The organism is Nocardia sp. NPDC058518 (genome assembly GCF_042719655.1).
In the GTDB taxonomy this organism is placed as follows: Bacteria; Actinomycetota; Actinomycetes; order Mycobacteriales; family Mycobacteriaceae; genus Nocardia.
This window is the reverse complement of record NZ_JBHXNJ010000025.1, coordinates 36,689-52,238: the sequence shown is the minus strand read 5'-3', so window position 1 is coordinate 52,238 and position 15,550 is coordinate 36,689. Positions and strand designations below refer to the sequence as shown.

The 15,550-nt window shown below is 67.0% G+C and carries 14 protein-coding genes; 9 read left to right on the top strand and 5 right to left on the bottom strand.

Going from position 1 to position 15,550, the window contains the following annotated elements:
* The first annotated feature begins 66 nt into the window (after nt 1–66).
* From ACFWPX_RS31490 to ACFWPX_RS31475, 4 genes are read left to right on the top strand one after another with little or no spacing between them, the layout of a single operon-like run.
* Nucleotides 67–624 carry a DUF3558 domain-containing protein gene (locus ACFWPX_RS31490; protein ID WP_378931589.1) on the top strand — a complete coding sequence of 186 codons (558 nt, stop codon included), beginning with the start codon at nt 67–69 and terminating at the stop codon, nt 622–624.
* A gap of 31 nt (nt 625–655) precedes the next feature.
* Nucleotides 656–1,042, top strand: a complete 387-nt coding sequence (locus ACFWPX_RS31485) for a hypothetical protein (RefSeq protein ID WP_378931587.1) — start codon at nt 656–658, stop codon at nt 1,040–1,042.
* A complete protein-coding gene (locus ACFWPX_RS31480; protein WP_378931585.1) occupies nt 1,042–2,331 on the top strand; it encodes a hypothetical protein in 1,290 nt (429 codons plus the stop codon). Before ACFWPX_RS31485 ends, ACFWPX_RS31480 begins: the two co-directional genes overlap by 1 nt.
* A gap of 2 nt (nt 2,332–2,333) precedes the next feature.
* A complete protein-coding gene (locus ACFWPX_RS31475; protein WP_378914810.1) occupies nt 2,334–3,092 on the top strand; it encodes an ESX secretion-associated protein EspG in 759 nt (252 codons plus the stop codon).
* Nucleotides 3,093–3,136: 44 nt separating this feature from the next.
* Here the strand turns inward: ACFWPX_RS31475 and ACFWPX_RS31470 are convergent, their stop codons facing one another.
* The 3 genes from ACFWPX_RS31470 to ACFWPX_RS31460 are packed head-to-tail and all read right to left on the bottom strand — an operon-like array spanning nt 3,137 to nt 5,876.
* A complete protein-coding gene (locus ACFWPX_RS31470; protein ID WP_378931583.1) occupies nt 3,137–4,189 on the bottom strand; it encodes an ABC transporter substrate-binding protein in 1,053 nt (350 codons plus the stop codon).
* A 3-nt stretch (nt 4,190–4,192) separates the two neighbouring features.
* Complete coding sequence (locus ACFWPX_RS31465) at nt 4,193–5,080, bottom strand: ABC transporter permease (protein ID WP_378914813.1); 888 nt, start codon at nt 5,078–5,080, stop codon at nt 4,193–4,195.
* Nucleotides 5,070–5,876, bottom strand: a complete 807-nt coding sequence (locus ACFWPX_RS31460) for an ABC transporter ATP-binding protein (RefSeq protein ID WP_378931580.1) — start codon at nt 5,874–5,876, stop codon at nt 5,070–5,072. Before ACFWPX_RS31460 ends, ACFWPX_RS31465 begins: the two co-directional genes overlap by 11 nt.
* Nucleotides 5,877–6,041: 165 nt before the next feature.
* Here ACFWPX_RS31460 and ACFWPX_RS31455 point away from each other — a divergent pair, with 165 nt between their 5' ends.
* The 3 genes from ACFWPX_RS31455 to ACFWPX_RS31445 all read left to right on the top strand — a co-directional run bounded on the left by ACFWPX_RS31455 (nt 6,042) and on the right by ACFWPX_RS31445 (nt 9,383).
* Entirely contained in the window at nt 6,042–7,778 is a 1,737-nt protein-coding gene (locus ACFWPX_RS31455) for an ATP-binding protein (RefSeq protein ID WP_378931578.1), read from the top strand.
* Nucleotides 7,775–8,452 carry a response regulator gene (locus ACFWPX_RS31450; RefSeq protein ID WP_378931576.1) on the top strand — a complete coding sequence of 226 codons (678 nt, stop codon included), beginning with the start codon at nt 7,775–7,777 and terminating at the stop codon, nt 8,450–8,452. The genes ACFWPX_RS31455 and ACFWPX_RS31450 overlap by 4 nt, the downstream gene beginning before the upstream one ends.
* Before the next feature lie 88 nt (nt 8,453–8,540).
* A complete protein-coding gene (locus ACFWPX_RS31445) occupies nt 8,541–9,383 on the top strand; it encodes a class I SAM-dependent methyltransferase (protein ID WP_378931574.1) in 843 nt (280 codons plus the stop codon).
* Nucleotides 9,384–9,400: 17 nt separating this feature from the next.
* Here ACFWPX_RS31445 and dxs read toward each other — a convergent pair whose 3' ends face one another.
* Nucleotides 9,401–11,299, bottom strand: a complete 1,899-nt coding sequence (gene dxs, locus ACFWPX_RS31440) for a 1-deoxy-D-xylulose-5-phosphate synthase (protein ID WP_378914824.1) — start codon at nt 11,297–11,299, stop codon at nt 9,401–9,403.
* A 260-nt stretch (nt 11,300–11,559) separates the two neighbouring features.
* On the opposite strand from dxs, the gene glsA reads away from it, so the two are divergent.
* Complete coding sequence (gene glsA / locus ACFWPX_RS31435; protein ID WP_378931572.1) at nt 11,560–13,422, top strand: glutaminase A; 1,863 nt, start codon at nt 11,560–11,562, stop codon at nt 13,420–13,422.
* A 73-nt stretch (nt 13,423–13,495) separates the two neighbouring features.
* Nucleotides 13,496–14,167: an SIMPL domain-containing protein gene (locus ACFWPX_RS31430; protein ID WP_378931569.1), complete on the top strand. Its 672-nt coding sequence runs from the start codon at nt 13,496–13,498 to the stop codon at nt 14,165–14,167.
* A 9-nt stretch (nt 14,168–14,176) separates the two neighbouring features.
* On the opposite strand, the gene ACFWPX_RS31425 is transcribed toward ACFWPX_RS31430, so the two are convergent.
* The gene (locus ACFWPX_RS31425; protein ID WP_378931567.1) at nt 14,177–15,535 is read right to left on the bottom strand and encodes a class I SAM-dependent RNA methyltransferase; all 1,359 of its coding nucleotides are present in this window, start codon (nt 15,533–15,535) and stop codon (nt 14,177–14,179) included.
* Nucleotides 15,536–15,550 lie beyond the last annotated feature (15 nt).

Below are 15,550 nucleotides of genomic sequence, written 5' to 3'. Positions count from 1 at the left end.
GGGCGGCCGTGGGGTTGGTGCGGGCTCGTCAGGCTGGTGTGGCTCGGTGATCGGGGAAGACGGAGGATGCTCGTGCTGCGACGGTCTGTGGTGGTGACCACGGTGGTGTGTGGGGTGCTTGCTGTGGCGGGGTGTTCCACGACTGAGAGTGGCAATGCGCAGCCGAGTGGGACTACCGATCAGGTAGCCGCTACTGCCGCGTTGTGGGATCCGTGCACTCAGATCCCGGATTCGACACTGACCGACTTGGGATTGGATGTGGCGTCGAAGCGGTCGGGCATCCTGGGTGCCGAGGAGCCTGGTTGGAAAATCTGTGCATGGAGCGCTTCTGCCTACCCGCCCGGCTACGGCCTAACTGCCTATACGACGATTCATACCGTCGATGAAGTGCGTCAGAAGTCGACGAACGTCGAGTTCAAGGATGTAGTGGTCGCCGGACGTCAGGGCATCCAATTCCGGCAGAGCCATCACGACGCCGATGAAGATTGCTCCCTAGTATTCCAGACCGCTACTGGGTTTGCCCAGCTCGACATGCTCAACACCGGCGTCAAAGAGCGGAAAACCCCACCGTGCGAACGGCTACAGCCGATGGCTGAGGCAATTGTTCCGCTTTTCCCGAAGTAGATCCACAAATATACATAGAAGGGTGGGGTGAATGGCAGACGAGAAGTCTCGTTGGGAGACTCTAAAATCCAACGCAGAGTCCGGGAGTCTCTACTTGGATCCGTCTGTTTCGACAATTTGTCGTGACGCGTGCAACAGGCAGATTACACTCTTCAGCGAATTGAAGCAGAGCCTGAGTTCGCTTTCGTCGGTGTCGGGCCTAGGTCGCTTCAACGCCGCAGACGAGCTGTCTAAGATGCTCGGCATGAAAGCCATTGGCGGGGAACGTGATTTCAATACGGCCTTTGAAGAACATATTCAGGTTCTCACGCTCATCCGCGACACCATCGAGATCTCGGTGAAGAAGTACGAAGACCAGCAAGTAGCTCAAGCTCAAGCGCTGAATTCACAGGGCGCCAACATCCCCGGTGGTCAATAGTGTCATTCTTGGACAACCTCGGCAGGGCTGTCGTCAACACCATCCCGGGAGGTAGCACCTACCTCACGTTGAAGGATTACGCCGAAGGCAGCAAGCCGACCCGCTCGACCGACGAGAGCCCAGACGCGCACATCGCACGGAATCGGCTGGCGGAGTTGAAGACCGAATTCGACGGCACCTATCAGAAGCCGCAGGTTGTCTCGTACGACGAACCGAGCCAAATGTCGGATCTGTACGAGCGTGTCTCCGCGATGTCGATGAGCGAGGTGAACACGCTGCACACCCGCTGGGAAACCCTGCGCAACAAGCTCGAAGAGGGTTTCAAGACCTACGACGCCCAGATCGGGACAGCGATCGCCGAGAAATGGACCGGTAACGCGGGCGCCAGCGCCAGTGCTGGAATCAAAGACTACGTTGAGAAATCGGGCAACCTCCTCGGGTCGGCGCAGATGATGGCCGAGAAGGTGAAGGTCGTCGAGTCCGCCATGCAGATCGCCAAGGACCGGGTCAAGCCGCACGAAGGGTCCACGATCAGCGGGATCGCGAGCTACATCCCCGGACCCACCTGGAAGATGGACAGCCACAACGCCGACACCGCGAAATCCGAAGGCGCGGAAGTGGTCAAGGGCATCTACTACGAGGCGATCAAGATCGCGGACACCGACGTCCCCTTGGTGCCACAGCCCTACAACCCCCTCGACACCGGATCGAAGCCGGGTGTCGACCCGGGCAGCAAGGACGACACCACCGGCACGAAGCCGACCACGCAGCAGCCAACCACCGAACAACCCACCACCGAACAGCCGACCACCGAACAGCCGACGACAGAGGATCCGTCCGACGACGACACCGGTGACGACACCACACCCTCGAGCACGGAGCCGGCCGCGACGACACCGCAGTCCACCGTGCCGACCACCCCGACCTCACCGGCAGGCACCACGCCCGCCTCGACGACACCCATGGGGACCGGCGGTTCTCCGGGCGGGGGTTCGCCCGGTGCGGGCACACCCGGTTCCGGCGTTCCCGGAGCGGCCGTTCCGGGTACGCCGGGAGGCGCGACCGCCGGGAAAGCAGGCGCAGGCGCAGGCGGCGCGGGTTCCGGCGGTGCGGGCCGCGGGATGTCGGGCATGGGCGGCATGGGTGCCGGTGGTGGTCGCGGCAAGGGCGACGACGAGAAGGAAGCCGGGACGAAGGACTATCTGATCACGCAGGAGAACGGTGAAGAACTCACCGGGCTCAGCGACGATCAGCGAGCCAGAACCGTGCCCCCTGTGATCGGAGAGTGAACGTGACTCAGTGGCAGTTCAGCGCGCTCGGGTTCACCGTGCTGTGGCGGGCGGCGGATCGGGATGTGCTGCCGTATCCGCTGCAGACGCATTCGGATGCGGTGACCGTGGACGACTACGACCGGCTGTGGCAAGACGAGGCGCAGCGGGTGCTGCCGATGTTCGACCAGACCCTGGAAGCGGCAGTGCGGATTCTGCTCGAGCCGGAAGCGCGGTTCGAACTGGCCGGATACGGCGACGGGGAGAAGTTGCGGTCGTTCGCGGCGGTGCGGGGACACCAAGCGGTACTGCTGGAACAGCAGCGCGTGCCCTTGGATCGCGAGGGTGGTGACATCCGGATGAGCCTGCTCGAGATCGAGCAGCTGCCCGACAAGCTCCTTGCCCGGCTGCCGGCGACGGGGGCGGCAGCCGGGGAAGGGTTCACGATGAACAGCAACGACATCGACGAGGAAACGCCCTACGATCCGTGGGCGGCCGATCGGCGTACTCCGCAGCAGAAGGCGGACGATTTCTTCGGACGGACCCGGTCGACGCTGGTGTATGTGGCGGGCTATCCGGGTGCCGCGATCGACAACCGGCCGCAACCCGGTCAGGGCTTCCACGTGATGGATTTCCCGGACGGTCGCTACCTGATCACCGAACGTGGCTCGGTGATCGAGGCGCGCCCGGGTGATACCGGTGACGCGCGAGGGTCGTTGGTGCGGTTGATGAAATCGGCGCTCGCGATCTATCGCGAGGACAACGAGCCCGCGTACCGATAGGCACGCATCGACCCTGCCGCGTGTTGCGGCAGGGTCGATGGTGGTTACTGCTCCGGGGTTCGGTGGGCTTGTTCGACGAACTGGTTGGTGTAGGTGGCTTCGAGGTCGATGCGATCTCGGACGGGGGCCACGTTGCGGGAGTACTGGCCGAGAATGCGCAGGACGTTCTGAGCGCCTTCGGGTTTCATCAGCCCGTCGCCGTTGAACATGCCGATCGAGTCGCGAATGGATTTCGCGTAGAGGGCGGGGTCGCTGCCCGCGTATTGGGACGGCATCTTCGCGGCGATCTCGTCGGGGTTGTGGGTGTCGATCCACCGCAGGGTCTGGACGAAGGCGTTGGCCAGTTTCTGCACGATCTCCGGGTGGGCGGAGACGGTGTCGCACTTCATGTACAGCGACGACGCGGGGTAGAGGCCACCCAGTGCGGCGCGGGTGCCTTCCTCGTTGCGCATGTCGGTCAGGATCTTCGCGTCACCGGACTGCACCATTTTCGCGACAGTGGGATCGGTGGTCATACCCGCGTCGATGCCGTCGTGGTTCATGCCTGCGATAAAGGTCTGTCCCGCACCGACTTTCACCCTGGTGTAGTCCGAGGTGCTCAGGCCCTCTTGACCGGCGAGCGCCTGGGTGAGGAAGTCGGTCGACGAGCCGAGGGAGGTGACACCGAGATTGCGGCCACGGAAGTCGGCGGGTGAGCGGATGGTGTCGGCGTCGGCCGTGGAGACCAGCTCCACTTCGCCTGGTACGTCGGCGAATTGGACGACGGTCCGCAGGCACTGATCCTTGGCCTGCAGGTCGATGGTGTGGTCGTAGAAACCGACCACGGCCTGGACGTCGCCGGTGAGCAGCGCGGTTTCGGCGCTGGCACCGGATTGTTCGCCGAGTAGTTTCACATCGATTTCGTTGGCCTCGAAGGCGCCGAGCTGCTGGGCCAGCATCGCGGGCAGGTAGATCACCTTCTCCAGGCCGCCGACCATGATGGTGATCTGGGGCCTGCCGTCGGACATCGGGATCGACCGCGAATCGCGGCATCCGGTGGCCAACAGCAGCGAACTGATCGCGAGCAGGGCGATGGCGAAGGGTTTGCGGTATCGCATCGTCTACACCCCATGACCCGACTGCGCCTGCGAGGGACGCCATTTCAGCAGGCGGCCTTCCGCGAAGCCGATCAGCGATTCCGCGATCAGGGCGACCACCGTGATGATGATCATGCCCGCGTAGATGCCCGCCGCGTCGAAGGTGCCCTGGGCATTGGAGATCAACAGGCCCAAACCCTTACTGGCACCGGCATATTCACCGACGACCGCGCCGATGAGGGCGAAGCCGAAGGCGGTGTGCAGGCTGGACAGAATCCAGGTGGTGGCGCTTGGCAGCACGATCGAGCCGAGGATCTGGCGCTTACTCGCGCCGAGGATGCGGGCATTGTTGATGACATTGCCGTCGACTTCCCTGGCGCCGGTGAAGGCGTTGAAGAACACGGCGAAGAACACCAGCACCACTACGGTGGCGACCTTGGAACTAAGGCCAAGGCCGAACCAGATGATGAACAGCGAGGCCAGCACGATGCGAGGAACGGCGTTGAGCGCCTTGATGAACGGGGCGAGCACATCGGCCCAGTAGCGGCTGCGGCCGAGCAGGGTACCGAGCACGACACCGGCGACGGTGCCGATGACGAAACCGAGCACTGCCTCCTGCACGGTGGTGAAGATCTGCAGCCAGATCGAACCGAATTGTGTGCCCTCGGTGAACCATTCGACCAGGCGGTCGAAGATCAGGGACGGCTTGGAGTAGAAGAAGGGGTCGATCCACAGGCTCGCGACGAGTTCCCAGGAACCGAGCCACAGCACGATCAGCGCGGCGCGCAGGCCCCACACACGCAGTTTGGACTTGCGGTTCCTGGCCTTGACCCGAGCCAGGATCTGCTCCTCGGATTCGGCCTCGACTTCCGGCGCGGTGGCCGCGATCTCGGTCATCGTCTCAAGCGACACGGGTCGCTCCCTTCGCGCGTGCTGCCTCGACCTGATCGCGCAGCGTTTCCCAGATTTCCCGGTAGAGGTCGCGGAATTCCTCGGTGAGGCGCACCTCTTCGACATTGCGCGGACGTTCGAGGGTGACGCGGAAGTCACCACAGACGGTCGCGGGGCCGGCGGTCATCACCACCACCCGGTCGGCCAGGGCGATGGCCTCCTCGAGGTCGTGGGTCACGAAGATCACCGCCGCGTCGGTGCCTGCCCACACACGCAGCAGTTCGTCCTGCATGAGCTGACGGGTCTGCACGTCGAGCGCGCTGAACGGCTCGTCCATGAGCATGATCTCGGGCTCGTTCACCAGGGTCTGCGCCAGTGCGACGCGCTTGCGCATGCCGCCGGAGAGCTGATGCGGGTAATAGTCCTCGAACCCGGCCAGCCCGACGATGCGTACCCACTCGGCGGCCTTCGCCTTCGCCTCGGCCTTCGGCACACCACGAAAGCGCGGGCCGAGCGCGACATTGTCGAGCACGCTGCGCCACGGCAGCACGGCATCCTGCTGGAACATGAAACCGATGCCGTCGGGGATGCCGTCGACATCCTCGCCGTGCACCAGGGTGCGCCCCGCCGAGGTGGGCTCGAGGCCCGATACCAGCGAGAGGGTAGTGGACTTACCACAGCCGGTCGGGCCGACCACCGCGACGAATTCGCCTGGCGCAACGGTGAAGTCGATGTTCTTCACCGCGGTGTGGATGCCACCGTCGGTTCCGGGAAAACGCTTCGTCGCGCCCCGGAGTTCGATGAGTGGATTGCTCATTGCTGCTCCTGTGTCCGGCGCCGCTGGGTGTGATGTGCGGCCGCTATCGAAAGATAAGTGGTGTGGGTCACAGGGCGCGCGCTTGTGCGCACAACCAGCGCAAGCGGCGATATCGGCGTTGTGCGCATTGTGCTCACCGCCACCGTAGGTGCCTACACTGAGCCGGTGAGGCTGTTCCCCCGTGTCGTCCGGCTACGGACACAGATCGTGTTGCTGCAGGTAGCGCTGGTTGCGTTGATCCTGGGGCTGGCATTCGGGGTGTTCGCGTATCTGAGTGATCAGCGGCTGTCAGCTGAGTACGGGCAGCGGGCGTTGGCTATCGCACGCACTGTCGCCAGTGATCCGCTGGTGCGCGACGAGGTCGCCCGGTACGCGGCGTTGGAGCCGGGTCCGTTGCCGCACGCGGAGCTCGCGAGCGGGGAACTGGAGCAGACCGCCGAGGCGGCGCGGTTGCGGACCGAGGCACTGTTCGTGGTGATCACCGATGACGCGGGGTTGCGACTGGCCCACCCCGATCCGGCGCGGCTGGGTCAGAAGGTGAGTACGGATCCGTCGGAGGCGCTGGCAGGGCGCGAGGTGGTGATCCGCGAGCACGGCACGCTCGGCGACTCGGTGCGGGCGAAAGTGCCGGTGCGCGAACCGGGTTCGGATCGGGTGGCGGGTGAGGTGAGTGTCGGGATCTCCACCGAGGCGGTGAGCGACCAGCTGGTGAGCGATCTGCGCCGGGCCGCGGTGCTGGTGTTGGGCGCGTTGTTCGCCGGGATCGCGGGGTCGATGTTGCTGGCGCGGCGGTGGCACGGGCTGACCCTGGGACTGCAGCCCGCTGAGCTGGCCGAATTGGTGCGGGAACAGGATGTGGTGCTGCACGGGATCGGGGTGGGGGTGGTCGCGGTCGATGCCAGGTGGCACACGACGGTGATCAATGACGAGGCGCGGACCTTGCTCGGAATCGACGGGGAGAGTGGACGTTCGGTGGATTCGATCGACCTCACGCCTCGCGTGCTCGAGGCTTTTCGCGCCGCCGATGGGCAGCCGGTGCAGGCGGCGGTCGGTGATCGGATCGTCGTGGTCACCGCCAGGATGGTCAACCGTGACGGGCGCGCACTGGGGGCGGTGCTGGATGTGCGCGATCGGACCGATGTGGAGTCGCTGACTCGGCAGTTGGACGCGGTGCGGTCGATGAGCACGGTGCTGCGGGCGCAGCGGCACGAGTTCGCGAATCGGTTGCATCTGCTCAGCGGATTGCTGCACGGTGATCGGCCCAGCGAGGCCGCGCGCTATATCGACGAGTTGCTCGGATCAGGGCCCCTCGGTGCCGCGATGCCGGGGATCGATGCGGTGCGCGACCCTTATCTGCAGGCGTTTCTCGCGGCCAAGGCGGCTCACGCCCGCGAGAACGGGGTGCTGTTGCGGCTGGGGCCGAGTACCTGGGTCGACGCGAATCTTGTTGCGCCGGTGGATGTGACGACAGTGCTGGGAAATCTGCTCGACAATGCTATCGATGCGGTGCGCGTTGTCGGCCCAGGGTCGGGAGCTGGCGTGGACGGCGCGTTCGATACGCGAACCGGCGACGATTCCGTGGCGAGCAAGCCCGGCGCGCAGGCACTCGTGGAGGTCGAGTTGGTGCGGGAGGGATCGACACTGCATATCACCGTGGCCGACAGTGGCCCGGGAATCGGACCGGAGTTGGTGGATTCACTGTTCGCCGACGGGGTTTCGACGAAGCACGGTGGTGGGGTGCCCGGCGGTCGCGGGGTGGGGTTGGCGTTGTCGCGGCAGGTCGCTCGGGCGCTCGGTGGGGATGTGTGGTTGGCCTCGGCCGGTTCTGCCGGAGGGGAACTGATCGGGGCGGAGTTCATCGCGCGCCTACCCGGCGTGCTCAGCGAGGGAGAAGTGTCGTGAACCGGCCCGATTTCACCGTGCTCGTGGTCGATGACGACTTCCGGGTGGCGAACATGCATGCCGGAATCGTCGGCGCGCTACCCGGATTCGCCGTCGGCGCGGTCGTCAACACCGTCGCCGCCGCGCGTCAGGCACTCGGCACGACCGCCATCGATCTCGCCTTGGTCGACGTCTACTTGCCGGATGGTTCCGGTATCGATCTGGTGCGCGAATTGCACTGCGACGCGATGATGCTCACCGCTGCCACCGAATCGAGCACCGTCCGTGCGGCCTCGACGGCGGGAGCGCTGGCATATCTGGTGAAACCGTTCGACCACACCGTGCTCGCCGCCCGCCTGGCAGGCTACGCCCGCTACCGCAGAATCCTCTCCGTCCCCGAGGTCAGCGCACGCGAAGTCGATGCGGCACTCGAAGCACTGCGCCCCGCCCCGGCCACCCCGGACCGGGCATCCGCCACCGCCTCCCCCACCCGTGAATTGGTACTCCGAGCGGTGCACCAGGCCCCCACTCCGATGTCGGCGGGCGAGGTAGCCACCGCCACCGGCATTTCCCGAGCCACCGCTCAGCGCTACCTCGCCGCACTCGTCACCACCGGCGACCTGCGCATGCAACTGCGCTACGGCGCCACCGGACGCCCCGAACAGGAATACTCCCCCACCCGACGCATTCCGTGAGGTCCGGCGGCACAAAATCAGTCGACCCGACGCACACTCGACGCTAGCGTTGATCCTCGCCGTCACCCCGCCGTCGAAAGGTCACACCGTGCTCGAAGCCGAAGCGATCGCCGCCAACCGGGCGAATTGGGACGACCGGGCCGACGTGCACGCGCGTTCGCAGATGTATGACGTCGATGCCTTTCTGGCCGATCCGGACGACATTTCCTCGGTGGTGCGCAACGATCTCGCGGTGCTGGCGCCACACCTCCCGGAATCCGGGATCCAGGGGCGGTCGCTGCTGCATCTGCAGTGCCACATCGGCACCGACACCGTGTCCTGGGCGCGGTTGGGCGCGGTGGAGGTACACGGACTGGATCTGTCGCCGAACTCGCTGCGGCACGCGGCGCGGATCGCCGAGGCCGACGGTCGCGATATCACCTGGGTCGAAGGGGACGCGCGGTTCGCCTCGGCGGTGCTCCACCGGCGTTTCGATACCATCGTGACCAGCGCGGGAACGATCGTCTGGCTACCGGAGCTCACCGCGTGGGCGCGGTCGATCCATGATCTGCTCGAACCGGGTGGGGTGTTCGTGATCCGCGACGACCATCCGATTCTGGGCGCGATGCAGTTCGAACCGTGGGAGATCGATGACGACTACCTCGGCGGCGGCGGCGGCGCTCGGAGCTATTCGGACTCGGGTACCTACACCGAGGACTCCGACGGGCAGATCACCCACACCGCCAATCACGAGTGGCGCCACGACCTGGGGGAGATCGTCGGAGCGCTGCTCGCGGCCGGGCTCGTCATCGAGGCGTTGACGGAGCTGCCCTTCATGGATTGGCCCGCGTTTTCCGATCTCGTGCCCTGCGAACAAGGGTGGACGCTGCGGGACGGCGCGCCGCGCATCCCGCTGAATTTCGCCGTCGTCGCCCGGCGGCCAGGCCGCTGAGCGCTACCCGGTCCTGATCAGCGCGATTGCAGCCAGCCGCCGATCCGCTGGGCGATGGCATCGGGAGTGAGGCCGAGTTCTTCGAGTATCTCGTTGCGGGAGGCGTGGTCCAGGAACTGCTGGGGCACACCGAGATCGCGGGTGGGGACATCGAGCCCCGCGTCGCGCAGGCGGGCGGAGACGGTGGAGCCGATGCCGCCGTGCAGGCCGCCGTCTTCGACGGTGACGACGAGGCGGTAGTTCTCGGCGAGCTTGACCAGGGTGTCGGAGACCGGGATGACCCAGCGTGGGTCGACGACGGTGACCGAGATTCCTTGGGGATCGAGCAGTTCGGCGACCTTCATGGCGGTCTCGGCGAAGGGGCCGACGGCGACGATCAGGACGTCACCGTGCTGGGACTGCGCGGAACCCGCACTGGGCACGGCCAGCCGCAGCACATCCAGCCCGTCGAGACGTTCCACGGCCGTGATGTCCTCGGCGACACTGCCTTTCGGAAAACGCAGCACGGTGGGACCGTCGGAGACGGCGAGCGCCTCCGCCAGTTCCTCACGCAGGGTGGCGCCGTCGCGGGGGGCGGCGACGCGGATGCCGGGGATGATGCCGAGCAGCGAGAAGTCCCACATGCCGTTGTGGCTGGCACCGTCGGGGCCGGTGACGCCCGCGCGGTCCAGCACGACCGTGACGGGCTGCTTCAGCAGCGCCACGTCCATCAGCAGCTGGTCGAACGCGCGGTTGAGGAAGGTGGCGTAGATGGCGATCACCGGGTGCATGCCGCCCAGCGCCAGACCGGCGGCCGAGGCCATGCCGTGCTGTTCGGCGATACCGACGTCGAACATGCGCTCGGGGAAGCGTTCGCCGAAGGCGGCCAGGCCGGTGGGGCCCGGCATGGCGGCGGTGATGGCGACGATGTCCTCACGGCGCGAGCCGTGTTCGATGAGCTCCTCGGAGAACACCGCGGTCCAGCCCTTGGCCTTCTTGCCGGCCAGGGGGCGGCCGGTGAGTGGGTCGATCGGGTCGCAGGCGTGCATCTGGTCGGCGACGTGGTTCTCGGCGTGCTCGTAACCGTTGCCCTTGCGGGTGACCACGTGCACGACGACCGGACCACCGAAGTCCTTGGCGCGCCGCATCGCCGCCTCGAGCGCGACGAGATCGTGGCCGTCGACCGGGCCCACGTACTTCATGCCGAGGTCGGAGAACAGTTCCTGCGGGCTCACCGCGTCCTTGATCCCGGCTTTGAGCGCGTGGACCATCGAATACGCCGAATCCCCTACGGCGGGAATACTTTTCAGAATGCGTTTCCCGGCGTCGAGCGCGTGCTCGTAGGCGGGCTGGGTGCGCAGCGCGGTCAGGCGGTCGGCGAGTCCACCGATCGTGGGGGCATAGGAGCGGCCGTTGTCGTTGACCACCACCACCACCGGGCGATCGGGCGCGCCCGCGATGTTGTTGAGCGCCTCCCAGCACATGCCGCCGGTGAGCGCGCCGTCTCCGACGATCGCGACCGGGGTGCGGTCCTGGTCGGTGAGCGCGAACGCCTTGGCCAGACCGTCGGCGTAGGACAGCGCGGCCGACGCATGTGAGGACTCGACCCAGTCGTGTTCGCTCTCGGCGCGACTCGGGTAGCCCGACAGGCCGTCGCGGCTGCGCAGCGAGTCGAAGCGGTCCTTGCGGCCGGTGAGGATCTTGTGCACGTACGCCTGGTGCCCGGTGTCGAAGATCAACGGGTCGGCAGGCGAATCGAAAATCCGGTGCAGGGCGATGGTCAGTTCGACCACCCCGAGATTGGGGCCGAGATGGCCTCCGGTGGCGGCGACCTTCTGCACCAGGAACTCGCGGATCTCGCCCGCCAGTTCCCGCAGTTGCGGCACGCTCAGCCGGCGCAGATCTTCGGGTGAATCCACCCGCGACAGCACTCCCACCTGAACTCGCTCCCTCCGGACTACATTGTGATCCGCCCAGTGTATTTGCCCGCGTGACGGGCACCGGCTCGCGGGCCCTTCCCAGCGTGGGCACGGCGAGGTCTACGGTCGCGACGACGATACCGCCGCATGCCGCTGAACAGGACACGCGAGCGGAAATCGGGTTCGACAAAGGCTTACCTCACCGCGTTCTCGGCTGTGAGGACTATCTCCCGCGCGTCCCCGCCCGGGCCACCGCCGACGCGACCTACAGTGACGCTGTGACCCGACCGCACGGCGCGACGCGCACGATCGACCCGGGTGTGGTGGCGGGCATCCTCGACGAGGTGTACGCGGTCTGCCGCGACGACACCTCCGGCGCACCCGCCGACTACATCCCCGAGCTCGCCGCGGTCGCCCCGGATTCGTTCGGGTTGTGCCTGGCCACCGCCGACGGGCTCGTCTACGAGGTCGGCGACACCGACATCGACTTCACCATCCAGTCCATCTCCAAGCCGTTCACCTATGCGCTCGCCCTGGCCGATCGCGGGCTCGACGGGGTGGCCGAGCACATCGATGTGGAGCCGTCGGGCGAGCCGTTCAACGAGATCAGCCTCGAACCGGACAGCCAGCGCCCGAGCAATCCGATGATCAACTCCGGGGCCATCACCGCGGCCTCGCTGATCAACGGCCGCGACGCCGCCGACAAGTTCGAGCGGGTCCGGCGCTGCTACTCCCGGTTCGCCGGGCGCGAGTTGACGATGAACGAGGCGGTCTACGAATCCGAGGCCCGCACCGGGTACCGCAATCGGGCGATCGGGTACATGTTGCGCTCGGTCGGCATCATCGACGTCGATCCCGACGACGCGGTCGACCGGTACTTCCGGCAGTGCTCGATCGAGATCACCTGCGCTGATCTGGCCGTGATGGCGGCGACACTCGCCGACAACGGGGTCAATCCGAGGACTCGCGAACGGGCGCTGTCGACCGCGCTCACCGAACGGGTGCTCAGTGTGATGACCACGTGCGGCATGTACAACGCCGCCGGTGACTGGGTGACCACGGTCGGGCTGCCCGCCAAGAGCGGGGTCGGCGGCGGGATCATCGCGGTGCTGCCCGGCCAGCTGGGGATCTCGGTGTATTCGCCGAGGCTGGACGGGCAGGGCAACAGTGTGCGCGGGGTCGCCGCGTGCCGGGAGCTGTCGCGGCGGCTCGAGTTGCACTTCTGTCACGTGACCCGGTCGGCGCGCACGGCGATCCGCGCCGACTACTCGGTGGCGCAGCTGCCATCGCGGTTGCGCCGGACACCCGAGGACGCCGCGGTGCTGGCCGAGCAGGGTGATCGGGCGCGGGTCTACGAACTGCACGGCGACCTGTTGTTCGCCGGGGCCGAGCGTGCGGTGCGGGCGATCGAGGGCAGGGCCGACGAGCTGGACGCGTTGGTGATCGACCTGCGTCGCGTCGGCGAGGTGAGCCAGGTGGCCCGCCACATGCTCGATGAATTGCAAGCCGGGCTCGTGCGGCGCGGCAGCCGGGTGGCGTTGGTCGATCCCGATGCCAAGCTCGGGCACGAGGTGTCGAGTCTGGATCCCGACGACCCGCTCGGGCGGGTGTTCATCGACCGGGACACGGCGACCGAATGGTGCGAGGACGTCGTGCTCGACCGGCATCGGCCGCCGGGCACAGGCGTCGGCAGGTCGATACGCCTCGACGAACATCCGCTGCTGATCGGGCTGGACACGGCCGATCGGGACCGGTTGTGCGCCGATTTCGAGATGCGCACGTTCGCCCGGGGTGAGGTGATCGCCGAGCGCGCGGCGCAACGGTCGGGGCTGTATCTGATCCTCGACGGGCGGGTGCGGGTCACGTTTCCCGGCACGGACGGGCGGGTGCATCGGCTGGTGACGTTGTCGGCCGGGATGTCGTTCGGCGAGATTCCGATGCTGACCAAGGAACCGTTCGTCAACGAGATCGTCGCCGAAACGCACGTGCGGGTGGCGGTGATGAGCCCGGCCGTGTTCGACGAGCTCGCCGAGCAGCACCCGCAACTGAAACTCGCCCTGCTGCAACGACTTGCGGCCGGGGCGTACGCGCAAATAGACGCAGCTGTACGAACCGTGTCGGCGAACGCCGAGAACTACTGATCCGGCGACGGAACTCGGTCCGGACGCGAGACGTTGAGCAGCACAGCAGCCTTCGACCGACAGGAGTACCGCGGTGAGCAAGAAGTCCTGGCAGGCGAGCACGACCACATTCGGGCGCGGGGTGGTGCGCGCGGTGCCCGATCTGATCCGGTTGACATTGTCGGTGGAATCGCGCGCCGACACCGTCGCCGCGGCTTATGGGCGGGCCGGTGACCGGGTGAGCGCGGTCGTCGCGGCACTGCGGACAGCCGGGGTGAGTGACGCGGACATGGCGACCAGTGGCTTGAGCGTGCGCACCGAGACCGTCTACACCGACAACGGCCGCAACGAGATCGTCGGATACCTGGCGTCCACCGGGCTCAGTGTGTCGCTGCGCGAAGACACCGGCACCGGCCCCGCCGAAACGGTCGCCGCCGCGGTGAACGCAGGCGGTGACGATGTCCGTCTCGGCGGCCTCACCCGGGGCATCGCCGATCCGGCACCGCTGCTCGAGCAGGCCAGGGACGCCGCCTTCGACGACGCGAAAGCCAAGGCCGAGCAGTACGCGGCCCGGGCCGGGGTGAGCCTGGGCGCAGTTCTGCAGATCACCGAGGACACCGCACCCCCCACACCCCGCGCCTACGACATCAGCGCCGAAATGGACTCGTCACCGATGCTGATGGCACGCGCCAGCTCCCCCGTTCCCGTAGTGCCCGGCGAAACCGAGGTCGGCGCGAGCGTCCGCGTCACCTGGGCACTCGACTGACCCGGGCCGTCAGCGGTCGAGGAGTGCCACACACTCGACATGGTGCGTGGCCGGGAAGGCGTCGAAGGCCCGCAACTCCGCAAGGTGGTAGCCCGCATCCAGGTACAATCCGAGATCGCGAGCGAAAGCCGCCGGGTCACAACCGATATGGACGATACGGCGGGGGTCGGCGTCGGTGACAGCGGCGACGACCTCCTTGCCCGCACCCGCGCGCGGCGGATCGAGAACCACGACATCGGGCCTACCGGAAGCACTTCGGGCCCACCGCTCGACCCGGTCGCTACGCAATTCGAGCCAGGGCAGATCCCCCAACACCGCCGCACCGTCGACCACCGCCGACCGGGCGGATTCGACGCCGGTCACCGCGCCGGTCTGCCCTGTCTGCTCGGCCAGACGCGCGGCGAAGACGCCGACACCGCTGTAGAGATCCCAGCCGGAACCACCGGGAGCGAGCCCCGACCAATCGGCGATCAGATCCGAATAGCATTGCGCCGCACCGTGATGCGCCTGCCAGAACCCGGTCGCCGACAGTTCCCAGCGACGCCCCGCCACATACTCCACGACCCGGCCGGAACCTTCGACCACGCACTCCTCACGAGGCGCGTTCATCGCCGACTTACGCGAAGCCGCCCGGTCCCGGATCGCACCACGCTCATCACCCGCGGGCGGCGCCGACTCACGACGGCGCCCCGGACGCTGACCACGACCGCGACTCGCACCGCGCGGAGTCTCGGGGCGACCGGACGGGCCGCCGGCAGGAGTCTCGGCCAGTTCCACGATGTGACGCTCACCGTCACCGTCGATCGCGACGACCAGATCGGCCCCCGGCGTCCACAGCCGATCCGCGACACCGTCGAGCGCACCGGCGACTGGCTGTGGACAGCGCAGATCCGCGATCACCTCGGTGCTGCGGTGGCGGTGCACACCCGCACGCCCCGCACCGTCGACGACCAACCGCACCCGCGTGCGCCAGCCACCGGTGACCTCACCGGAATCACCCGCGATCGGTTCGACCGTCACCTCGCGCTCGATCTTGGCCAAGCGGCGCAACTGCTCTTCCACCACGGTGGCCTTGAGCGCACGCTGCGCCGCGGGCGTCGCGAAGGAGAAGTCACAGCACCCCGCACCGCCCGGCCCCGACACGGGACAGGTCGCGGGTACCCGGTCCGGGGACGCCTCGATGATCTCGACGGCATCGGCGCGGCAGAACGAACCGCCGCGGTCCTCGGTCACCCGGGCCCGCACCAGCTCACCGGGTAGCCCGTGTCGCACGAACACGACCCGGCCCTCGTGGCGCGCGACGATGAAACCACCGTGCCCCGGCGCCCCGAGACGCACCTCGAATTCTTGTCCGCTCCAATCACTCACGGCAACACCCACTCT